This is a genomic window from Geobacter psychrophilus, from assembly GCF_056821595.1.
In genome coordinates, this window is record NZ_JBXDTU010000004.1 from 3,901,115 (window position 1) to 3,923,285 (window position 22,171).

Below are 22,171 nucleotides of genomic sequence, written 5' to 3' on the forward strand. Positions count from 1 at the left end.
GGTTAATAAAAAAAGACGGAAAGGGGGCTGGTAAGGCCCCCGCCTCCGAAAGGAGGAAGCGGAGGCCCGCCAATTTGTCTAGGTGAACGTGAGTACCAGTTCATCATCACCAGTATTCATGGCCATTGAAAAATCCACATTTGCTACAATGTTACCGGTACGATCGCCTTCGCCAACTTTCTTGTAGACGCATTTCGGAGCACCAAAAGTGAACTTATTGTAGGCAGTGGCGCCAACTGGACCGATATTAAGAACTGCCAGGGCGCCGGACTTCCATTTTCCATACCAGTCATAACCGGCAACCAGAGTCATCTCCGGGTCAACCTTGCCGACTGGGTTACGGTCAGTGATCAGAGCAGAGACATACCCTGAAGCACCATTGGCTGTTTCACGAAGATCCACCTTGTTACCCATGTCGAGGTTGTACGAGGTGATCACACCGGCAAAGGCATCAATGGTGAAGGCTGCATTAAGCAGGGCGGGTGGAATAGTTCCTTCGAAGGTTGGACTGATCATGGCTCCGTCAATGACGTTATCCCACACGCCAGTGAAATCAAATTCTGCATAGTTGGGCTCTCCGACCTTTCCGGAAAACTTCACGTTGCCTCGGCACCCTTTCAGCTTCTTGATGATCCCATCTTCCCATACCCACAAAGTGAGTGATGGCACACCGGTGGATGCCGGCTTATAGATGGCGCTGGGGGCGGATAAGGTTTCCTGAAATCCGCAACCCTTCAGATACACACCCAATGCCGGGGGAATGGTGGCATAAGAGGCCAGACCATTGCCCTTGAGCTCGGCCTTGAATGAAAACTTTCCGGACTGGCCGCCCATGACCGGCGGCAAATTAGAGAGGGTATTCAGGGCAATGCTGCGTTCGGTCACCTTGATATCAAAATCGCTTTTGACATCCATGGCCAGGATCCCGGCCTCGGTTACGGTCAAGGTTTCGGCAGTACCCTCAACGGCTTCAACTTTTGCGGCGATTACACGCCTACGGGATAACAGGGGCATCGTCTGTCCCTCCTTTTACAGTTTTGGTAGCAGTAGCTTTGGCAGGCGCAGGGGGTTCTTCAGTGACATAGATCGTTTCCGATGCGTCATTGGTGGTTACGGTAAAATTCTGGTTTTCTTCCATGGTCAGCTCCTTTCCTTTACTTTCGTGCCTGTATGTTGAATTGCATGCTGGTAAAATAGACCGGGTGATACATGCCCATATCGTTGTAGCTGCCAATAAAGTTGACGTCGACGGCGGTACCGTTCAGAGAATAATTTGCAGTCAAGGCGTCCTCGATTGCGTTTTCGAGGTCATCCAACAGCCCGGGCGCATCTTCCCGTGATTCACAATTGAGCCCGACAAAAACAATAAAGCCGTGCTCGTACTGCTTTGCCGCTAATACTTCCAGTTTTCGTTCCGGGCGTACGATCAGGGCGATCGGTAAATCCGCTACGTTAATTTCCTGACGGGTCTTGAATCCGGCTTTAACGGTGAGCGCCTTGCCGATCCTGCTTATTACCGAAGAGACAGCGGTGGATGCCTGTATCGTGGCAATCATCTGTACACTTAACGTGGTAAAGCTCACGCCAGACCCCTCTTCGTGATTTCAGTCCTGATTTCATCTTCAATTGTTGCAGCGATCAAGCCGCCCTGGTTGAACTGCTGCAGGGCATCTTCAAGAAAGGGTCTTCTGCCAAACTTGGCACTGCTGCCAGTGCCTTCGTGGATCACCCGGGCGTAACGGGCCGAGTCGTACACAATGCCCTCCATCGGGCCGGCGGTGAAACTGCCCTTGCTCTGACCAGGATTAACGTAGTCAAGCAGGCGCTTCAGGTTACCTGTACGCACCGGCACCGGATACCCTCCGGAATCGGTGAAGCGTTTGAACTGCTGCACTTCCCCGGAGGCCTTGGTGAAACCGTCATACATTTCCAGCTTTGAACCGGTCTTTTTCTGGTATTGCTTACCGCTTTTGCTGGTACGGGTTTCATAGGCAGCCAGGCCGCCTTTGCCGTTGAGCTGGTTCATGGCCTCCCGGTACACACCGATAGTCACCTTACGCATGCCACGCTGTACTGCCTGCGGCATCTCGGTGGCAAACCGGTCAAGGCCGTTGATGACAACCTTGTCCCCGGATATGCTGACATCAAGCGCCAGCATCAGGATGTGCTCCCGTCGAAGTGGGATGATGAGCCATATCCGAAGGCGGCGTCCGATCCCTCCGATACGCTGCCGGATACCAGTCGGGGTATGACACGCTCGGCTTCATCCAGATAATCCTGACGGTTTTTTTTCAGCTGGGAAATAAGAAGGGCGGTATCTGCATCCACGTTGCCGGACAAACGATTGATGCGAAGTTGCAGCAGCTCGGCGCCCACCAGACATTTTTCAACACGTTTGATGTGGACGTTCAAACTTGTGGTAGTAAAAGCAACGGAGCCGATCCGGTCGGTCAGCAGAGCTTCCTGCTCATCGATCACCCCTTGCAGAAAGGCGTCAAAGTCCACCACCGAGTTGAACTGCTCGGCAACGAATTGAAGATCTTTGATGTCCTGGGGGGATGCTTTGGCCATGTTCAACCTCTAGGGAATGGTCGGGCGCTCTGGAAACGGCAGGAAGTTGCCTTCCTGCCGTTGATCACAACGTCAGATCAGATTACGTCAAGGCACACTTGCGGATCTGCTGTACTTCGCCCACTCCGGCGTTGTACTCGCCGCAGTAAGCAACGTCGGTACCGCGCATGAGGATATCGCGGTCGGTCTCGGCCGAGAGGTCGGACCAGATACCGCGCTTCAGCTTGCGGCCCGGCAGTACAACGTAATACTCCGTGGTGGAAAGCTTTGTGCTGTACTTGCGGTTGAGTGTGAATACCAACTGGTTGGCTGTGGTGGTATTCGGCGTGTTGAAGTTCAACGCGAAAGCCTTTTCGATGCGGGCCTTCAGGTTGATGTTGGCACGCAGTTCAAATGGCTCGTTACCGGTGATGACGAAGCCCTTACCAGCCACACCTGCCAGAATAGAGGCGCAGGCGTTGTTGATGGTGGTGATATCGTCAGTGGCAAAGGCCTGGGCTACGGCGCCGGAACTGATCAGGGCATAGTGATCGGTTGCCATCTTGTCATAATACTTGGACTTGGCTTCCACGGCGGCCTGGTTGAGGTTCCAGTACATGGCGTAGTTGATCCAATCATCCAGGATACCGAGGGCTGCAGCTACGATCATCTTGGAGACGGTCGCCTTACCATCCTGAATGCCGTATTTCTTCATCCGCTCGCCGCTTTTTACTTCGGCAAAGGTGATCAGGTTGGATACGTCCAGGATGTCGAAGTTCGTCTGCATGCTCTGACGCATGTCAACGAAGTCGAACAGGTCCTCGAACCCGAAATCGAGCAGCGGATCTACTACTGAGGTGAAGTACACACCGGCGGTAACCGGAGCATTACGGTTCATCAGGTTGGGGGCATCGCTGGGGCCGGTGGCGCCCTTTTGTGCCATAACAGCCAGCATCTTGACAACCAGCTCCTCATCAACTCCCATTTCCTTGGCAATCTCGACTGCCAGCGGGGTCTGAGGCATTTTGTTCTGGAAAAAGGCGGTCAACAGGCCGCACAGTTTCTGACGACGTTCCAGAACATCCATGTTCTGCATTTTCTGGCAGGTTTCTACCGTGAAGAGTTTCATGGTATGAAAAGGGCCGCTTCCGTGAATATTCATCGTGTAAATCCTCCTTGAGGTTTATTTTTTAGATTAAGAAGCTTGATCAAGTAGTATGAAGCCAGTTGCAGCAGCGGAGGCCTTATCCTCGGCGGCAATACCGCACAGCGTATTACTGGTCAGAGTTTTGGTGAACCGCTTGGCGGTATCATCCCAATAGAGCTTGTCGCCAGCAGTCCAGGCCACTCCTGTTTCAGAGGCGTACTCAATCAACCCCTTGTACATGAAGATGTTTGATACGGACAAAGCGGCGCTGTTCATGGCCATCATGACGCGGCCATTGAGCAGATAGACGGTATCGGTTACCGTTGCTGCAGAATGGGTGTATTTGATGGTGCGGATCAGCTCCAGCGGATCACGGACCTTGACGGCTCCGATACCGACAAAGGGCAGGGCGGCAACTACGGGATTGATCACTCCGGCAAAAGCCAGGCCGGCGCAAAGGACAAGCAGGGCAACAAGGATCAGCCCGGGAAGTGTGAAGCTGGAAAACAGTTTCTTCATGATGTTATCCTCCATAAAAGGTTGTGTGAGTGGTTAGCGGCCAACAGTGCCGAACAGTTCGTTATGTTCAGGTGAACTGAAGTTCTTCTTGCCCTTGGTGTCCGGGGCCTTCTGTTCGCCTTCCTTGCCGCGCTGTTCACGGTCGGTCTGATCCTTACCGGTGAAGATGGTATGGGTCGGGAACTTCTCGCGGCATTTGGCCTCATACTTGTCGCGTTGCGACTTGAGACGGGCGATCGGTACGGTCTTGAGGAAATCGCTTTCTTCCTTGGCGGCCTTCTCATCGGTACCGATTTCTTCCAGCAGGGCGGCGAACTTGACCGTATCTGCAATCAAATCGTTGCGATAGGTATCACCTTCAGCAGCCTTACCTTCCAGATCCTTGATCTTTGCATCCTTTTCATCGATCAAGGCTTTCATACCGGCCGCGATCTGGTCTTCCGTGGCTGTATCGGTCAGGGTTTTGATACCCATTCCGACAAGCAGTGCAATAACTGTCTTCATGCTTTGTACCTCCTGTTTATGGGTTTCTTCGTCTTTCAGGGATTTTTGTGCGGTTGCGCCCGGCTGAGCGCCGAGCCAGACCAGTGAACCTTCCAGGGCTTCGCCAGGTGATACGTATTGCCAGTAAAGGGCAGGGCCGTTGGGCTCTTTTCTGATCGCGGTGATATCAGCAGCGGCAAAACCGATTGAACAATGAGAACAAACCCCGCCGTCAATCTGCTGTGTCAGTTCGACATTGCCAGGTGTCTTGACCATGTACGACCAGGCCCACAATACCTTGCAACCGGCGGCACCGTCCGGCATGCGGGGATCCTCACCGGTCAGGGCCTTGAACTGCTCACAGGTCATATCTTCGGTGGAGGCGTCAAAGAACTTGCCACAGGGAAGATCCCGGCGATTGTGCCCGATCAGCATGGACTTACCGGGCATGGTGGTAGCAAACTGGTCAAGCATATCGGAGGGGAAGCATTCGTTGTCCCGATCAACGCAGTTGTGCGCCATCAGGAACTTGCGCACAAAGACTTGATCGGCGGTCAGAGGGGTCAACGCATAGCTGTTGATCTTGGCCAGCATCTCCGGCGTACATTCCGCGCCTGACCCGGTGGCCCCCTTGAGTCCGAATACCTTTTCTCCGATCTTCTTACCCGACATTTTCAAAGCCTATTTCTTTGCCGTCACGGAACCAGATACGCTTCGGGCCGCCATCACGGTGGCTGATTATGGAGGTGGCACCTTCGATATCGTCGAACTCTGAATCAAAAGCCATGGGTTCATCGTCAAAGAGACCAGCAGGGGCGGCATGATCATCTATAGGATCCGCAGTTGGATCCGCAGTTGGATCCGCAGTTGGATCAGCAGCAGGATCGGCAGTTGGATCAGCAGCAGGATCGGCAGTTGGATCAGCAGCAGGATCGGCAGTTGGATCAGCAGCAGGATCGGCAGTTGGATCAGCAGCAGGATCGGCAGTTGGATCAGCAGCAGGATCGGCAGTTGGATCAGCAGCAGGATCGGCAGTTGGATCAGCAGCAGGATCGGCAGTTGGATCAGCAGCAGGATCGGCAGTTGGATCAGCAGCAGGATCGGCAGCAGGATCTTTCTGACCTTCTACACCAGTTCCTTCAAAAGATTTATCGTTCCCCGTAATTACGGTGGTTGCGCCAGCTTTTGCCATATCGAACTCCTTTCTCGTGAGACCTTTTTAAAGCGTTGTTCATTTCTGTAACAGATTCCAAGGTACTAATTTGGCAGAAGAGGACACTTTCTTCATGCTGCCAGTAAAAAAGCAGCAATTGCTTCCTCATCTCTGCGTCGACGTTGTTTCCGTATCTCGGCCATGTCTATTACCTGGGCGGACACCCCGAAGCCGTCGGAGGGTTCAACCAGGGACATCTCGACATCTGATGAAACAGAGACGGTGATATTTACCGAATCGGGTGATTCCGATATCTGCACGCTGGTGGCAATCGATTGAGGTTTTTGCGGAAATCGTGATGGGCCGGAAGAAATTCCGCCTACGAAAAGGGATTGTTCCTCTTCAATGGTTTCAGCGGTTATCTCTACGGTGTCCAACGCTTCGGTTGCGGCCAGCACCACCACAAGGCCGGAATAAACCCCGGCTGAAATAGTCACGGAATCCGGACCTTCCGAAGAAATAAGAGCGGCTGAAACTATTACGGCGGTGGACGCAGCCAGAGTGTCAGGGGCTTCGGTAGTGGCAAGAGTAGCGGAATTGATAACAAGTGAATTTGCGGCGAAGGTATCCGGGGTTTCACTGATTGCCAGAACAGCGGCAATACTGAGCGAGGCAGCAGCGGAAAAGGTATCAGGTGCTTCAGTTGTAACAAGGGCGGAGTTAACCTGTACGATACCAATGGCGGCAACATTATCTTGTGCTTCCGTGGTGGCAAGGATGGCGCTGTTGATGATGTTGCCGGAGATCGTGACGCTATCGGGCGCTTCGGTGGTCGCCAGTGTTGCCGATATCGTTGTTACCCCGGCAACGTCCACCGTAGCGGAAATGGTATCTTGCGCCTCGGTGGTTGCCAGTGCTGCATAGGTAATGACAAGACCGTTTGCCGCCAGAGTATCCGGCGCTTCGGACGTGGCAAGATTGGAGCTGTTGATTACCAGCCCGGAAACGGAAACCGTATCAACTGCCTCGGTTGTAGCAAGAGTGGCAGAATCTATTACCTTACCAGCCACAGCCACAGTATCAGCAGCTTCAGTTGTGGCAAGAGTGGAGCTGTCAATAACCTTGGCAACAGCGGCAACCGCATCAACGGCTTCGGTTGTTGCCAGGGTAGACAGGACTATAACAAGGGAGGTTGCGGCACAGGTATCCGACGCTTCAGTTGTGGCAAGGGTGGCGGTGATGGTTGAGCCGGTTATATCGACAGCGGCGGCAAATATATCAGGTGCTTCGGTAGTGGCAAGGGTACCCGTGACGGTGCCGCTTGCGGCGGCAGCGTCAAAGATTACATTATCGAATATGCTGGGATCAAAGATTGCCACGGCTTACAGCTCCGCGTCAGCAGTCCAATGTACTCCAACAACGTCCCCGACTGTACCAGCCGCATCACCTGTGGCTTGTACTTGCAAACCGTAATCGTGGATACCGGTTTGTACCGCAGATGTTTGTACTGCCGGTGTAGTGCCTGTAATACGATAAGGGACAGCGCCAGCACCAACCGGCGTGAAGAGGGTAATGGTAGGGGTGATCGTTCTCATCCTCACCGGAAACCGGATATTTATGTTTGCAGCTTTAGCAACAGCACCCGCTACAAATATGTTTCCGGTAGCTCCCGGGCCTGCTGCTGCTACAGTCAATGACGCCGCCGGAGTCACTCCCAGATTGAAAGACTTAGAATAATACTTCTGCATCTGCATCAATTCGATGAGGTCGCTGGAAGGGGTCCATGTCCTGATCTCTTCACCAAGATACATTCCAACTTCACCAATACAAATGGCATCATTGACGGCTAACTGATTGTGAGACACGATACAAACAACAATGTTCTTGGCATTAGACGGTACGGTGAAACAACCGCTGTATTGAGTCCATACCGAGTTAAGCTGATTAGTCGTAATTCCAGCTCCACTTATTGCTGCCGTTCCACTATCAACGAGACTGGGGGTTATCTGCGTATGATTGGCGGGCCATGTAGGATCAACAGCATTAGCACCGTAAGCGGAAATAAAACCGGCGTTGGTCACTGTATCAACGGTTCCTGCCGATGTGAGTTGTAGCACAAGCAAGCGCAGAATTGCGTTAGTACCTGCCGACTGTTTGGCAAGGAACTGGACACGGCATGAATTCCCGCGCAAGTGAGCCATGTTACCGTGGGCCACTACTTGAGAAAGCACCAGTTTACTGACGGCAGTGGTCTGGGTAAACTTTCCATAGTACTGAGGGGCATAACCGGCTTCAGGAGCGCCGGACGTGTCGATCTGCGTAAAGGTATTGTTCGACGCTTGTATTGACATCCCCCAACGATCAGGCCCGTAAGTTCTATTTGTGTTGAGTGTGGTTACATGCGTCCCGCGCTGGTACCAGTTGAAATCACCATTAAGCAGGATATTCTTATCTCTCCACCCATCGGGTGTAAGAACAGAGTTAAACCCCTGGTCATCCAGAACCTTTATTTTTTCATCTAGGCCACAATATAAGGCCACCTTGCCAGATGACGGTATACTGGGAGAGGCGACTTCGCTCAATACGAGTCTGCTCATAGTATCTCCATGACGGCATCAGCTTCAATTTCGAGCTGAAAACCGGAAGTTATTTCAAAATCACTTACGGATAAAGCGCAACAACCCGCCTTTACGACCGAATCTTTTGAAATACTGCGCTTGATATCAAGCGAGTCATTCCAAACATTAGCCGAAACATCGTAAGCCGGGTTATTGGATAGGGCGGTTATGAACCTGTGAAAAATATTCATGATATTACCCGTGTGTAATGGTAGCAGCCGTTACCTGTACCGTGTTGCCGCTGGCAATGGTGGTTGTGCCGATGATCACGTCCGTGGCAGAGGTGCCAACGGTCAGGCCGGTCGCTACAGCAGCATTGCCGGAGGTCCACAATTCAGCCTTGGCAGCGGTGCCTCCGGCGGAAGCGACAACCGAAAGAGGCAGGCCGTTAAGGGTTAGCACTCCGGCTGCAGCAGCGGCGGCCGCAGAAGCGGAAAGCGGAATCTTGGCCAGAATACCGGTTGCGGGTGCGGCCAGGGAGGCAGTTCCGATGACCAGAAATCCACTGGCTCCAATAGCTGCGGTAATGGCATCAAGACGGGTGTTTTTCAGGGTGGTACTGTAAGCGACTGGCATGATTAGTTCTCCTCTTGTTCTTGGGGTATGGTTTCGGCGAAGATTATTTCTACGTCATCATCTCTAATAAATTTGACCTTTCCGGGCGGGCGATGTTTAGGCTGTTCGACCTTCACGTTTACTTCCATCGGCGGCAGCGCCACCTTGATTTCGGGATTAAAACTGATGGGCTGCTTTTGTTCAGGTTCGGCAGTTGGTTCTTTTACATATTTCGCCTCACTTGCCGCCGGCCGGATCGTGCAGCTGCAACGGGGATGCACCGGGCGGTGCGGCACTTCGGTGATCTTGTACTCACCTTCCAGCGCCAGACAGGTCGGGCAGGCGTCCGGCGCCGGGAAGAAATCAACCAGCTTTATTCCGGCGGCTTTCAATTCATCTTCCTTGGCCCGTTCCGCAGCCTCGGCCATTTCTGTCCGTGCCAATCTCTCCCAGCTGGAATTCTGATCACCAAAGAGTTTATTCAGCCGCTCGGCAACGTTCAGCGGGTTGCTGCCGGCCAGCATATGGCCCTGCATTTCAAGGATGATCTTGTCCTTGATGGCCGCCGTCACATTGTCTTTCACCAGCTGGAAGCCGGTCTTGCACAATTCGTCGTAGATCCCCTGGTTCTTGATGATGTCCAGTATCGGCCGATCCTTGCCGATGATCTGGGCGGCACGAATCAGTCCCAGGCTGTAGGCCTCGGCATACAACGAGCGAATAGGACTGTCGATGATGTCGAGACCATAGGCGTCAATCATGCCCTGGGTGGCCTGGTTCAACTGCGCAAGTTGTTCCGGAGAAATGGAGAACTTATCCTCCAGCGCGCTTTTGGTCAGTGCCAGGCTGGTCGGGTCCAGCTTGCAGATGGTAAAGACCCTCACGGCCAGTTCCTGCCAGTCGGACTTGAGCCGGTCTTCATATTCCGTTTCCACCTGGTCAAGTTGCGGCCAGGGTTCCGGGCGTGTTTCCTTGATGGAGTGCAGCGATTTGCTGCCGTACTCGACATGCTCATGCCCGCAGCCACACAGGGATTTTTTAGGAGGAATTGTGATGGTTTCCTGTGTTTTAGGTGCATTGCCCATCTGATCAGCCTGGGCATTGAGGAAGCGGGCCTGTGCCTGTGCAACCAGGTCGCGTAGGTTTGGCGTTTCAAAGACGATGCCCCAGTCTCCCGGCTTTTTCTCGGAAGTTGTGATGGTATTCCAGGACCGGCCTCGCATTTTCAGCACGACGGAGAACAGCCGGATCAGTTCGGGCAGCATGGCCAGCTGCCTGATTTTGGCATCCTGCAGCGCGGCCTCGACTTCCAGACCGGCCATGCCCTGCACGGTCTTACTGCCGATACCCAGCATCCAGGCGGGCAATCCGGTCTTGCTGACGATCTGCTCCAGCACATGTTGAGCGGGCATCTCCAGCGATAGTTCCTGACCTTCCGAACCGATGACCTTGATTTCCATTTCGGCATCGGCATTGATGGCGGTTACAAAATCGGCGCTCTTGCCGGAACGCTTGGCCCGGATTGCGGCGTCAAAGTCGGTTTGGATCTTCTGACGCCGGCCTTCCAGGGTATCCCCTCCCAGGTCCTTGCGGTTGGTCTTGTATTTGACGTGGTAGGAAGGATCCCCAAAGCGTTCCCAGACATTGCTCAGACTGTTCTGCATGGTCATGAGCAACTTGGCGCAAAACTCCATGGAGCGCATGAGCGAGACGCCATATGGGTCGGAGTTCTCGTTGTTGATGGAAAAATACATTTTATTGACCGGGTTGAGCTTTGCTTCCCAACCACTGTTAATGTAGAGTGCCTGGTTGTACGTGGCACTGAGGATCCGTTCCACCAATGTGGCGGGGGAGGCGTAGCGGGTAACGTTCGCAGGCAGGTAACTGTTGATATAACGGTACCAGGGCTCGGTTGTACCATCGGCTGTCCGGCGAAAGATGATCTGCTTGGAGTCCGGTACCCGCAGGCCGGCGATATCATCCAGCCCGGGTGTGGCCAAAAACTCCGGCATGGCAAAACCCTGCTCGAATACCTCGTTGCTGAAGTTCTCCAGAAAGGCGTGAATGCCGTGCTGATGATCATTGACCGGGACATTGAGACAGAAATCTTCCAGTTCTTTCACCAGGGCGGCGTTGTCCCCGATGATCTTGACAGTACCGTTCAACGAGATCAGCCGGCGGATGGCCGAATCGATGATCGGGATCCCTTCCCGCAACGCCTCATAGAAATCACCCGAGACCTTGCGCAGGTAATAATCCTGAAACCATGGCGTGAGCGGTCCCTGGGCGGCCGTGGGCGTGAACTGGGTACGGGTGGCAACATCCTCAGCCGCCTTGGCCCTGTTTATTTCAAAACCGAATAACTTCATGGATTCTCCTTATCCGCATGCAAAGAGGTCTTCTACATTCTGGCCAGGCAAGACCACCCGCAATGTCAACACCCGGTCGGCATCGATACAGTGATCGTCAACATCCTTGTAGATGCGGCGGCTTTGGCCGTTGCGGTAGGTGTGGCTTGGGTAATACAGAACGATGTCCGGGTCATAGGGGTACTGCAGTTCAACCCGCTGCATCTTGGTAGTGAGCAGATCGGTGGAGAGCTCCTTGGCCGATAGGCGGACCGGCTTGCCGCTCTTCTTGTCAGTGATCGTGTCGCCATCCTCGTTGACGGCATCGTACGCGGCCCCGAACTGGAACCCTGACAGGCGGTCTTCATAACTTTTGGCGGCGTACTGGTCCTGTCCCTGAAGGATATGCACAACAGCCGAACCGGCGTTGCCGAAGTCCAGCCCCCAGCCCATCTTGTCTTGTCCGGCATCGTAGATATCATCCAGCGCGTCTATGGCATCGGCCTGCTGGTCATAGGTGACACCCTTGAGCTGCACCCGGGCGATCAGGCGGTGTGTCTTGCCGTAGATCAGCTTTATGTAGAGCTCCGTCGGGTCCTGGGAGAATCCAAGGTCGCCACCTCCGAAACAGAGACCGGGCATTCCGTCAAAGAATGCCTTGATTTCGGCCTTGATATCGAACCCGTGCTTGTTGATGCGCTTGTCGCAGATGGTGACCGGTTCCGGCTTGCCCTTGCTGCCTTCCACCACAGGTGAAACCAATTCATAGCCGTAGATGCTGACTTCCCCGTGAGATTCATCCACCAGGATCTTGAGACAGCGATATTCCGGGATATCGTGCAGCAGCCGCTGGAACTGGTACCAGGGAAAGACGCTATTCTCAGGGTCACCCCAGTTGCCCAGCACGTTCTGCTGATAACCGGGGGAATCTTCGCCGCCATATTGATCGATGTAGAAACGCCGGCGTTCTGGAGTCCAGAACGGTGCCGGCATCAGTTCCTTACTCCAGTGGAACTTGTGGAAGGCCAGATTCTTCAGACCGACATCACCGGCGGATTCATCTTCCTTGAGCTTTCCTTCCGCTTTCTGGCACAGACGGTAAAAGACCGTAGAGCGATCACCGTCCGGGGTGCTGTACAGCTTGTGGACACAGCCCGGCTTGGATGCGCGCCAGAATTCCTTGAAGATATCGGGGTTCTTGGCCTTGGCAGCTTCGTCAAACAGGGCAAAAGTGGCAACGTGGACACCGCGCAGGGCTTCCCCATCATGGCCGGTGGGACGGAAATCGACCTTGAAACCGTTGGAAAACTTCATGTGGTGATGAGGTTGCTTGCGGTGGAGCACCAGCGCCCGGCCCAGATCGGGGTTATTGTTCAGCTGTTCGGTGATGGTATCGATGATTTCCATCAGATGGATGGTCATCGGAGCCGTTACCAGGCCGCTGCCGTGCGGGGTATTGAAGGCCATGTAGAGGATGAACCCGATTATCTCCCGTGTTTTGCCTACCTCGGCGCCGCACTCGTGCAGGGTGTTGCCCTTGTACACGATGGATTCTTTCTGATAGTCCCAGAACTGCCAGGGGACATCAGGATTGTCGGGATTGCGCAGGAAAGCCGTTGTCCAGAGGACTGGATCAGAGCAGATGATCGCCAGCTGTAATTCTTCCAGGGAAGTGAAAGGAGAGGGGAGCTCGCCGCGGGCGATCTGGTGCCAACTCCACCCCAAATCCTTGAGTGTGGCGTCAAACACCTCGGTCGGTACCATGATCTGTTTGCCGAGGGCGGCAAGATGATCAAGCGGCAGCATCTCCATTACTCGGTCGCCTTCTTGGCCTGTGCCAGGGCCTGACCTGCGCCCTGAAAGAAGTCGGCAATGGTTTTGCGGGTGGTATCGTCTTCTTTTTTGCGCTCCAGGGCGGCCGGCGTAACCATGAAGTCAGGAAGGGTAACACCAACGGCCTTGAGAAGGTTGGCCAGTGGCAGCAGCGACGGGTTCGGTTTGATCTCGTACCCGATCACCTTGCCTTCTTTGCTGACCTTTTCCGACTTCATGTAGACGCCATATTCGAGAATGGAGGCGTTGAGCTCTTCAATTATCTGGAGAGACCCTCCCAGTTGCAGGGTGACAACCTGTTTCAGGTCGGTCAGGTCGCCATCATTGAGCGCCGTGGACAAGGCATTGATGGTGTGGAGCATGTATTCCTTGTCGAGACACTGAGCGCCGGGCTGGGTGGCTCCGTCATCAACCAGGCTGCAGGGATATTGCGGACAGGTGGACTTGCAGGGTTTCCCCATGGAGAGGATACGCTTGCGGGAGTGCAGGCCATGCTTCCAACCGTTCTGGGAGCTGGCGGCCTTACCCTCGGACGTGCGCGGGCCGGTGGATTTGGCGGAGGCATTCAGGCGTTGCTGAATGGCCGCATCGGTCATGGTATAGGAACGCTTGACACGCAGCCGTTCCATGATCGGATCAGGTGCTTCCGGTGCATTTTTGAGAAGTTCTTCGTATTCCGCCAACAAGCCGGGCTCTCCGGAGTCGATACGTTCCCGGAGATCCGCAAGGCGCTCTTCGTAGGTGAATTGTTCGAACATGAAAAAAGCCCCCCAGGGTGGATTATTTTCCACACCATGGAGGGCTTCTTACCATTTTTTAAGGTACTGCTTTGGCAGGGTAGGACACTATTTCGCTTTGCTGTAATTTTATGTCGATTCGGAACGCTTAGAATATCGTATTTTTATCAAATAATACAGTTGTGTCACTTTGGTAATGTTGTGCTGATTCTGCACCATCATTTTATGCAGTATTTTTACGGCTTAACTCTTTTTATAAAAGATATTATGCCGAAGAAATTACGGAACATTTGAACGCACCATTTTGAATGATTTTTCTTACCTGCCGACACTTCAGTCTGTACTTTATCGACAGCTCCTCATAATTGAATCCGGTGAACTCATTTCGGATCCTCCGGTTTCTCTCTTCACGGTAAAGATACTGCAAATCAGGAAAGGTCAAGCGCTGGCCGCCTGCAATTTCCACTATGATGGTGATGATCTTGGGCGCCATGTTTCCAAATTCGCGTTGCAGTCTTTCGAACAGTTCCTCCACCACTTCCTGATTGCTTGATTTGGTCATTACCCCTCCTCAATTTCATTGAATCTCTTATCCGGTATGGCGGTCTTACGCAGATGGCGCTCACTGATCGCGATGTATGGCATTGTGGTCTTTGGATCCTCATGTCCCAGGGCCAACTGCACCAGAAGTAAATCAACCTTGTGGATTGTCGCCTTGCATCGCGGACAACAGTCATCTCCGCTGTCATAGAGGTCACTGGCGAAGGTTCCCCGCATTTTGTGGGCAAATACCTCAACGTCTGCAATGCCGACAATCCGGGCATACTTGGCAAGGGTATCCTGGGCGCTGTCTACGCTCAAGCGGGTGTAAATCTGGCCCTTCAAGCGGATAAACAAGGCATTGTGCCCCGCATCGATCTGCTGACGGGCTATGATCCACTCTCGCAAGGTCTTTGAGGGGTTACGGCGCAGAGTAATAGTGCGTTCCTTGTTGCGCTTCGTATTGAACTGCAACCGGATGTACCCGCCGGAGTCAGAGACATTGTTCAGATCCAGATTGCAAAGTTCCGAAACTCTGGGCCCGGCCGCATACATCGTTTTGAGTATCGCCAGATCCCGCAGGCCCATTACCGTGTCGAGCTTCGGAGCGGCAAAGAGCAGACGCAACTCCTCGGTGCTGAACTTCTCGGGGAGGCCTTGTTGGATCCTCGGGGTCGGTATGCCTTTGGTCGGATCATCATCCCGGCACTCGGTATACTTCAGCCAGCCGAAAAACGAGCGTAGAGCCGAAAGCTTTGACGCACGGCTGCGGTTGCTGACGTTGCCCATATCGAAGAATAACGCCTTCTGCCACTCTTCTATGTGACCCCTACTCACACCATATACTTCTACAGAATGCCCCACCTTGGACAGCCACAGGAAGAATCCCCGCACAATCTTGGCGTACTGCTCGACTCCACGCACCTGATGGCCCTTCTGAATGAACAGGTGCTCCATCCATTCCGTTATCAGCTTCTCAATTTCGCTCAAAATTCCCCCGCGCCCCCGCTTTTGGAAAGGGTTTTAGACAGTGATATCGATAATAGCCGCCCACAGGGGGGCAGAAATGAGCCGACCTCCCAACTTTTTGACGGGGGGTGGCGTCGGTCGACGAGACGGCCGTCGCCCTGGTACTATCATGGACACTATGACCTTGTGACAATTTACTATCAGAATACATATAACAATCCTTTTGACATTAATATTGAAGCCCTTCAAAAACTATCACATGACCACGCTCTATTGACTCAACCATTCCGCTTTTTCCAGTTTGGAATAAGCTGTTTTTTACATTTGACCCGATGACAGACGGCACAGCCTTGATGTGGTTGTATGCTGTCACTGATCTACCTACTCTTCTAAGACTTTAAAGAAAGACTCCACCAAATACTTTTTTTCCTGACTAACTAACGCCTGCGGCGAGCACAACCCGTCCCGAGAAGTAGAAAACCCAGTCGCCATGCCAGCTGATCAAGGGGTACCCGGAGCGTTTTTTTAACTGCACCACTGCACCACTTGACATCAAACCCGCATCAATGCTACGTTTGCGGCATGGTGCAGTTGTCGAAAACCCGCTAGGACTGCACCACAACTGCACCACAACTGCACCAAGACTGCACCAACAACTGCACCACACTAATTAATAATAAAATCAATACTTTAATATAAAAATGGTGCAGTGGTGCAGTCTCTGAAAAATGCGCCCCGTGTGCGCGAAAAACATGTTGATCTTGACTCAAAACCCGCTTTTCCATCTCAATACCACCTTCTCTGTTAGGACTGCACCACTCCAACTGCACTGCAATCGAGACTGCACCATCTACCTGACCAGCGTGTGGGTAAACTTCAGGAACCTTTTACCGCCGATGATCTTGAAATAGGGTTCCTTGTCCTTGGTCTCTACCAGATCCCAGCCGCTCTTCTTGAGCAAGCCCCTGTCGTTGCGTAGCCTGGCAGTAAAGATGCTGGCAGAGTCAAAGCAATTGCTTCTCTTGCCTGTATTCTTGGCCAGACGATCAAAGGCATCTACGATCTCCCCAGACGTGGCCACGAACTCAACATACGATCTGCTGTACCTATCCCCATTGCAGTTACATTCTGTAGACAATCTGTCACATACAGAGCATAGCGTCTCTGGTACGGTCTTAATCATCTTGATACCGTAATCAGGGTGCTCCATGACAAATACGTCCTGACCTTCATATCCATTTTCAAAAGCGGTTGACTTGAAGTCTGTCCGGCCCTTGAAGAAATGCGTGTACTCTCTCACCATCGAATCAAGCATCTGAAGGATGTTGTTGCTGCCGATCTCTGTTTCCCTGCTGGAATTGTTCTGTTCCTCAATCCATGCTGTGTAGATGTCCTTTTCTCCGGAATCAAACCCCTCCATCAGCTTGGCCTGCTCGCCCTCGTAATACGGGATATACTTCAGCATCTTCTCAAGTATCAGCATCAGCAGGGCCAAATATGCGTTGGTTCTGTCTTTCGCATGCCCTTTGAACTGCTTGTTCAGGATGCTCATGAAAACCTTGCGCTGATCCAGATTCGGCAATATCTCAACCTGGATGAAGCGCAGAATTGATGAAAGAATCAGATCCCGCTTTTTCTTGATCTGCTCAACCACTTCCGATTCGTGGAAATTGTCAGATCCATACACCCGCCGGTCGAACGCCAGAACAAAGGTACGGGAAATCAACTCGGAAAGCGTGAACGGCTCAATCGCTGTAATGCAGATCAGGGCCCGGGGGCTTTCCTCAATGGTGTCGGTATCGGAACCGCCCTTGCGCTTTTCCTTCTGGCCACGTGTAGCAGCCAGTAGCAGGAATTTTTGCAATCCGCGGTTAAGGTCTTTGTGCTCAAGGTTATCGATGACAACCAGGGGATTCTTGGCTGCAGATGAAAAAGCAGCCGCTGCGGAGTTATCGGAAAGGTCCTCTGTCTTGTATGCCAGGGCAGTGATCAGCTTGGCAGCTGTCGACTTGCCGCTGGAAGCGTACCCCTCAAACTTCAAGAGGAATTGGTAAGGGGCAAAATCAGGGCAAAAACCGGAAATCAACCAGGGCAGAATCAGGAACTTTTGTTCCCGCTTCACAGCCAGGTTATCAAACACCAGCTCTTTCAGCAGACTCATGCCTTCTTGAATCTCGGCATCCGGTAGAAAATTGAAAGGAAGGATCTTGTGAGAAGAGGCCAGCAGAACATGATCATCATTCATGCCGTTCTGCACCTCGGCAATGCGATCTTTGGAAAGCTTCAGAATCACGTTGTTTGAGCTGTTGAGGTTGTAAAAGATGGTATCTTTGTCGGTATCGGTGAGAATCCAGCGGCCCATGTCAATGCGCCGGCCATTCAGGTATGCCGTATGTAATAAAGCGTCCCAGACTTGCGTTCCAGGTGCCTGACTGACAATCAACCTGGTCAGTTTCAGCATGATTGAGTTGAAAGCAGTATTCTTGCTGACCTCATAGGTATGGTTTTGATAGATCAGCCAGACAGTATTCATGGAATCGTAATAGAAGCGGCCATGGTGGGCAAAAAACTTGTAGATGATCTCGGCCAGTACAATCGGATCAGCGCCGCGCTGTCCGCCTACCTGCTCGTAATATGTTGTAATCTGTTTGTAAAGATCATTCGAAAAATCAAGTTGTTGCTCTATAGCCTTTTGAGTAAAGCCTAAACTTTCAAGTTTCTCGGTATAAACCTGCTGCTGGGTCAGTTGGTGGCGCCCGATCAGGCGGAAAATGTTTGCATTCTCATCACCGGCCGGAAACTTCAGATGTTCCAGCTTTGCCTCCAGAGTGGGGAGGGTGGAAGCCTGTAAAATCTCCCAGGTGATGTAATCCATGTTGCCGGCATCCAGCTGCAGCTGCCTGACATGCTTTTTCCGATCACCCTCCACCTGTTTCAGGTAACTGTCCGGATCGTCGCCTTCCTTGCCGTAGACGATCACCCGGACATGGGCATCAGGCATGGTTTTGCATATTTTACGGATGTACTTACGTCCGGCATCGTCGTTATCAACCCAGAGAAAAAGGTGCTTGGTCTTGCAGCGATTCTGCAAAACCTTGATCTGATCGTCGCTGATCTGTCCGATCATGGCCATTACATACGAAATCTCGCAATTTTGAACCTGCAGCCGGTCGTGTTCACCCTCAACCAGAATAATTTCTTCATAATTCTCCAGCACATCCTGCCCGTAGAAGCACCATTTCTTATCCCGCTTGTCGTTGGGCAGCTGGAACTTGTATTTTTCCGCTACGGGAATATCCCGGGGATCCTTCATGGTGAAGTGGAGAACCTTCTTGTGTGACCAATGCGGGAAGATCGCCATTCCCTTGGGGAAAAAATCTAGGACCCGGAAACCTTCCCCGATTTCTTTTTCCTTGGCCATTCCACTTTCCACGATCTCTGAATCCGTGAAACCTTTGGAGCGCAGATGGTCCAGCAGCCGCCCGTCAGACCAGCCGCATTTTTCAGCCTGCAGGGTCTCCATGCGGTGGCCCCGTCGATCGATGAAATATTCCTTGCCACCGTTCTCAACCATCCGGGCATGGTAATACTCCGCTGTCTCTATTTTGACCTGATCAGGCTTGGAAAGCGGCTTGCGTTTCTTCACTTCAAGGGTGATGCCTGCCAGCTCGGCCCCTTTTTTGAGCGCCCCGGCCTTGTCCAGACCATAGTACAGCTCCAAAAAGGTAAAAATGTCGCCATGCTTGTCGCAGGAATGGCATTTCCATGTGCCGTCATATTTACCGCCACGTGGAATGGAAAAACAGTCCTTGTGTTGGCAGAGTGGGCATTCGGAGAGGTGACCGGTTTTGTCATGCAGGGTTGCCCCGGTTTCCTGCGGTATTATTAAACGGAGGCTGATAGCCTCCTTAACACGTTCAAAATCACTCATGATTGCCTCTAATCAATCGCCTCAGATTTATGTATTGCCTTGTGCCGCCATTTGTAGAGCCCCCAGACAGAGAGGCAGAGATACAGTAAAAACATAGCCGCCTGGGCATAGATGCCTTTGTAAAAATCCACCGCAGCCCAGGATGTATTGGTTACGATCCAGATGTAGAAACAGCGCCGGTCCTGATGAGTATTCAGAATTACTCCAAAAACGGAAAGGGCGGTCAGTATCCAGGTGAGTGTGGTCATGCAATTCTCTCCCGATCAAACCGCTCCAGCTCCGAAATGTCATCGTCAACGGTTTTCAAATACCGAACCTTTTCAAAAACGCCCTTCACCTGACAAATACCTTGTTCATTGATCAGCATATTCAGCGCCGTACGGAGCTTCTTTTCCCGTGGTCGACATTGGTCATAATTGAAATGAATCTGAGCTTGGTATACCGGACACATGACATCGTTATTCAGGCCGTGAATGCATTCGTTGCATTGATCATCAAGGATTTCTCCGCTTGTGCCATTTGGGAAATATGCCATTATCGTTTCTCCGGGCATTCGTTCCAGCGGCGCGCGATCTCTTTACCGAGATTTATCGCATCGTAAAAAGTGGCCTCTGCATCCATCCGCAAACCAGAGCTGTAAAGTTTGATTTGACAAAATGGAATGTTCATACCCGCAACGAAGCACAATTCCACCTCCAAATACTTACGACTCACGACACACTTGATTTCACCGGAAACGGTGTCAAAAGCACCTTCCACATATTTGAATTTCTGGTTAATTTGCATGTGAATGCTCCCAGTCGTGTCCGCAATGGTAACAGTGGAAATCAATCCAGAATCGCCAGAGGGGTACAACCCCATTTGATGTATTTTTGTCGAATTTATTCAATCGCTCTACGTTTTGATTCCCACATTTTGGGCAAGACATTTCTTTGTAATCACGTCCCATACCCCCCCCTATATATCTAAAATTGCGGTGGCTTTGAAATAGAGTCCTTTTTACCAGAAGCCTACTACCAGGGCGGGAAAGCGCGGTGCTTCCATCGTGGCCCGAAACTGGCTTGCTCATTCTCACTGGATTTCAAGAGGCCACCGCAAACTGTTACCGTTGTTACTCTGCCAGTGAGAAATCAACGTAGAACTTCTGGCCTGTTGTGAACTTGCCGACCAGTTCGGGGTTCGTGATCGTCAGGCTCAGATCACCATTCGGAGTCCAATGGGCAAACGAGTTGTCTTCACTCTCACCATTCGGGCCAAAGGGGTCAGTACCACAAACAGCCGCCATCTTGATTGTTTCAGCGCCTTCGTGTGCCGGTGCTACTGATCTTACTTCCATCTTTGCTCTCATCATTTCCTTGCTCCTTGTCCAGCTAAAATCCCGCCATAACAGCGGGTCAAACTCATCTTCGCTTCGCTCTCGGTTTAATCATGGCAACTGCAACCGTTTGGCAAGTCGCAGTGAAATAGTAGCGGGCCATCACTACCAAACCCGTTATATTCGCCGCCTCTCGCACAGCAGGTACACTTGGCTGTCATGCGTTTTTCAATTGCCTTCCATGTTGGCTCATATTCCGGCCAGTCGTGTTCAACTACAACGCATTGGAGAGGTTGTTTTTGCATGGTGCCCTCTCGATAGAGCCGCACTTTGATTGTGATTTCACGTAATATTTGCCGTTCCAGCTCAGTCAGAGAATTGATAAGGTCTCGCCGCTTCAGAACCAAATATCTATTCTCACGTTCAAATTTAGGCATAACTTCCTCCGTGTGGACAAGCCGTATAATTCGTCAGTCGTTATGCCCATACCCGTTTGAAATTCACCCCGCGAATATAGGTTTTAGCCTTTTTATCGTAGACAATGTTATTGGGGGCTTTCTCGATATACTGCTGAATGTCTCGACTGGCGCATGGTTCAGAAATACCGAAATAATCTATGATGGCGCTACGATTCAATGTCCCGTACTGGTGCAGCAGAAAATCTATAAATCTGAGTCGCAATTCAACTGCGTAATTGGCCACGATACCCTCCTGTTTGGTAGTTATCCCCTGCTTACGAGCGCATTGGCTATCGGTGTCCCGTAACCCCAGTCACCAGGGGCTCCAAATGCTTTGGTAATCGGCTTGCCATCCACGATATGAGCCAGCACACCAAGAAGACATTTCACATCACGAAGTTCATCAGAAACAGCTTCGATCTCGGGAATGTTAGCATCCATGATAATGTCGACTTTTTCTCTCATTCCCCGTACCGCTGCTGCAAGTTTTGCTGCGTCCATGGCCGCTCCTTTATTTGTGCCGGGATGCCGCCCGGCTGTCGGTTGTTTGGCTATCTCTCCAGGTTCCGCTGTTGGTTTCAGAGGATGGGCATCATCCAATTTGAGTAATCGCCGGGAACACTCGCAATCACTCCCCAAAATCCGCTGTACAAACGAGATAGCCTGCTGGATATTCGGATATTTTTATTTAAAATGATTGGTTGTTCTCTTCACTTTTCCTGATTGCCCTGGCATCATTGACCACAATCCAAAACCCAACCAAATCAAGAAAAACCCGAGCAAAATAAATAAAGACATGCGTCACTCCCTCTACTGGTCCCGTTATCTAAAATCTTAGTCCACCTTGATCTACCCGTTCTGCCCTGGTACGGCCTGTCTTGATTGAAGATGCATACGGTTCATCATCCGGCCATGCTGTGCAACGGGTCCTCCATGTCTGAATTGCTGCATCTTCCGATTTGAACCGCTTTGCTTCACTGATGTTTTCAGTCGTTCCCCAGTGAGTACCTGTCTC

The 22,171-nt window shown here is 52.0% G+C and carries 27 protein-coding genes; all 27 read right to left on the minus strand.

All coding sequences use genetic code 11. The annotated features are described in order from the left end of the window. Positions 1-78: 78 nt before the first annotated feature. Positions 79-1,014, minus strand: a complete 936-nt coding sequence (locus ACOCF6_RS20680; RefSeq protein WP_482462210.1) for a phage tail tube protein — start codon at positions 1,012-1,014, stop codon at positions 79-81. Beyond that, positions 995-1,138 (minus strand): hypothetical protein, encoded by a 144-nt coding sequence (locus ACOCF6_RS20685; RefSeq protein ID WP_482462211.1) that lies wholly within the window; start codon positions 1,136-1,138, stop codon positions 995-997. The genes ACOCF6_RS20680 and ACOCF6_RS20685 overlap by 20 nt, the downstream gene beginning before the upstream one ends. A 16-nt stretch (positions 1,139-1,154) precedes the next feature. Next, positions 1,155-1,583: a hypothetical protein gene (locus tag ACOCF6_RS20690; RefSeq protein ID WP_482462212.1), complete on the minus strand. Its 429-nt coding sequence runs from the start codon at positions 1,581-1,583 to the stop codon at positions 1,155-1,157. Then, positions 1,580-2,158 carry a hypothetical protein gene (locus ACOCF6_RS20695; protein WP_482462213.1) on the minus strand — a complete coding sequence of 193 codons (579 nt, stop codon included), beginning with the start codon at positions 2,156-2,158 and terminating at the stop codon, positions 1,580-1,582. The genes ACOCF6_RS20690 and ACOCF6_RS20695 overlap by 4 nt, the downstream gene beginning before the upstream one ends. Continuing rightward, positions 2,158-2,571 carry a hypothetical protein gene (locus ACOCF6_RS20700; RefSeq protein WP_482462214.1) on the minus strand — a complete coding sequence of 138 codons (414 nt, stop codon included), beginning with the start codon at positions 2,569-2,571 and terminating at the stop codon, positions 2,158-2,160. The genes ACOCF6_RS20695 and ACOCF6_RS20700 overlap by 1 nt, the downstream gene beginning before the upstream one ends. Before the next feature lie 82 nt (positions 2,572-2,653). Beyond that, a complete protein-coding gene (locus ACOCF6_RS20705) occupies positions 2,654-3,712 on the minus strand; it encodes a hypothetical protein (RefSeq protein WP_482462215.1) in 1,059 nt (352 codons plus the stop codon). Between the two features lie 33 nt (positions 3,713-3,745). Beyond that, positions 3,746-4,216: a DUF2190 family protein gene (locus tag ACOCF6_RS20710; RefSeq protein WP_482462216.1), complete on the minus strand. Its 471-nt coding sequence runs from the start codon at positions 4,214-4,216 to the stop codon at positions 3,746-3,748. Positions 4,217-4,249: 33 nt separating this feature from the next. Next, positions 4,250-5,371 carry a hypothetical protein gene (locus ACOCF6_RS20715; protein WP_482462217.1) on the minus strand — a complete coding sequence of 374 codons (1,122 nt, stop codon included), beginning with the start codon at positions 5,369-5,371 and terminating at the stop codon, positions 4,250-4,252. Beyond that, positions 5,361-5,891 (minus strand): hypothetical protein, encoded by a 531-nt coding sequence (locus ACOCF6_RS20720; protein ID WP_482462218.1) that lies wholly within the window; start codon positions 5,889-5,891, stop codon positions 5,361-5,363. Before ACOCF6_RS20720 ends, ACOCF6_RS20715 begins: the two co-directional genes overlap by 11 nt. 92 nt (positions 5,892-5,983) lie before the next feature. Continuing rightward, positions 5,984-7,231, minus strand: a complete 1,248-nt coding sequence (locus tag ACOCF6_RS20725; protein ID WP_482462219.1) for a hypothetical protein — start codon at positions 7,229-7,231, stop codon at positions 5,984-5,986. A gap of 3 nt (positions 7,232-7,234) precedes the next feature. Continuing rightward, on the minus strand, positions 7,235-8,449 hold the full coding sequence (locus tag ACOCF6_RS20730; RefSeq protein WP_482462220.1) for a hypothetical protein: 1,215 nt from the start codon (positions 8,447-8,449) through the stop codon (positions 7,235-7,237). Next, the gene (locus ACOCF6_RS20735; protein WP_482462221.1) at positions 8,446-8,661 is read right to left on the minus strand and encodes a hypothetical protein; all 216 of its coding nucleotides are present in this window, start codon (positions 8,659-8,661) and stop codon (positions 8,446-8,448) included. The genes ACOCF6_RS20730 and ACOCF6_RS20735 overlap by 4 nt, the downstream gene beginning before the upstream one ends. A 4-nt stretch (positions 8,662-8,665) precedes the next feature. Next, a complete protein-coding gene (locus ACOCF6_RS20740) occupies positions 8,666-9,046 on the minus strand; it encodes a hypothetical protein (protein ID WP_482462222.1) in 381 nt (126 codons plus the stop codon). A gap of 2 nt (positions 9,047-9,048) precedes the next feature. Further along, on the minus strand, positions 9,049-11,394 hold the full coding sequence (locus ACOCF6_RS20745) for a hypothetical protein (protein ID WP_482462223.1): 2,346 nt from the start codon (positions 11,392-11,394) through the stop codon (positions 9,049-9,051). Positions 11,395-11,403: 9 nt separating this feature from the next. Continuing rightward, positions 11,404-13,185 (minus strand): hypothetical protein, encoded by a 1,782-nt coding sequence (locus ACOCF6_RS20750; RefSeq protein ID WP_482462224.1) that lies wholly within the window; start codon positions 13,183-13,185, stop codon positions 11,404-11,406. Continuing rightward, complete coding sequence (locus ACOCF6_RS20755) at positions 13,185-13,964, minus strand: hypothetical protein (protein ID WP_482462225.1); 780 nt, start codon at positions 13,962-13,964, stop codon at positions 13,185-13,187. The genes ACOCF6_RS20750 and ACOCF6_RS20755 overlap by 1 nt, the downstream gene beginning before the upstream one ends. Positions 13,965-14,208: 244 nt before the next feature. Continuing rightward, entirely contained in the window at positions 14,209-14,505 is a 297-nt protein-coding gene (locus ACOCF6_RS20760; RefSeq protein WP_482462226.1) for a Mor transcription activator family protein, read from the minus strand. Next, a complete protein-coding gene (locus ACOCF6_RS20765; RefSeq protein ID WP_482462227.1) occupies positions 14,505-15,473 on the minus strand; it encodes a tyrosine-type recombinase/integrase in 969 nt (322 codons plus the stop codon). The genes ACOCF6_RS20760 and ACOCF6_RS20765 overlap by 1 nt, the downstream gene beginning before the upstream one ends. Before the next feature lie 584 nt (positions 15,474-16,057). Then, a complete protein-coding gene (locus ACOCF6_RS20770; protein WP_482462228.1) occupies positions 16,058-16,237 on the minus strand; it encodes a hypothetical protein in 180 nt (59 codons plus the stop codon). 65 nt (positions 16,238-16,302) lie between these two features. Beyond that, positions 16,303-19,383 carry a toprim domain-containing protein gene (locus ACOCF6_RS20775; protein ID WP_482462229.1) on the minus strand — a complete coding sequence of 1,027 codons (3,081 nt, stop codon included), beginning with the start codon at positions 19,381-19,383 and terminating at the stop codon, positions 16,303-16,305. Positions 19,384-19,391: 8 nt separating this feature from the next. Continuing rightward, the gene (locus ACOCF6_RS20780; RefSeq protein WP_482462230.1) at positions 19,392-19,631 is read right to left on the minus strand and encodes a nicotinamide mononucleotide transporter; all 240 of its coding nucleotides are present in this window, start codon (positions 19,629-19,631) and stop codon (positions 19,392-19,394) included. Then, positions 19,628-19,918, minus strand: coding sequence for a hypothetical protein (locus tag ACOCF6_RS20785; RefSeq protein ID WP_482462231.1), 291 nt, complete (start codon positions 19,916-19,918; stop codon positions 19,628-19,630). The genes ACOCF6_RS20780 and ACOCF6_RS20785 overlap by 4 nt, the downstream gene beginning before the upstream one ends. Beyond that, complete coding sequence (locus tag ACOCF6_RS20790) at positions 19,918-20,169, minus strand: hypothetical protein (protein WP_482462232.1); 252 nt, start codon at positions 20,167-20,169, stop codon at positions 19,918-19,920. The genes ACOCF6_RS20785 and ACOCF6_RS20790 overlap by 1 nt, the downstream gene beginning before the upstream one ends. A 325-nt stretch (positions 20,170-20,494) precedes the next feature. Further along, the gene (locus ACOCF6_RS20795; RefSeq protein ID WP_482462233.1) at positions 20,495-20,719 is read right to left on the minus strand and encodes a hypothetical protein; all 225 of its coding nucleotides are present in this window, start codon (positions 20,717-20,719) and stop codon (positions 20,495-20,497) included. Between the two features lie 86 nt (positions 20,720-20,805). After that, a complete protein-coding gene (locus tag ACOCF6_RS20800; RefSeq protein WP_482462234.1) occupies positions 20,806-21,135 on the minus strand; it encodes a hypothetical protein in 330 nt (109 codons plus the stop codon). A 40-nt stretch (positions 21,136-21,175) separates the two neighbouring features. Next, the gene (locus tag ACOCF6_RS20805) at positions 21,176-21,400 is read right to left on the minus strand and encodes a BrxR family helix-turn-helix transcriptional regulator (RefSeq protein ID WP_482462235.1); all 225 of its coding nucleotides are present in this window, start codon (positions 21,398-21,400) and stop codon (positions 21,176-21,178) included. 20 nt (positions 21,401-21,420) lie between these two features. Beyond that, positions 21,421-21,657, minus strand: a complete 237-nt coding sequence (locus tag ACOCF6_RS20810; RefSeq protein ID WP_482462236.1) for a hypothetical protein — start codon at positions 21,655-21,657, stop codon at positions 21,421-21,423. Positions 21,658-22,171 lie beyond the last annotated feature (514 nt).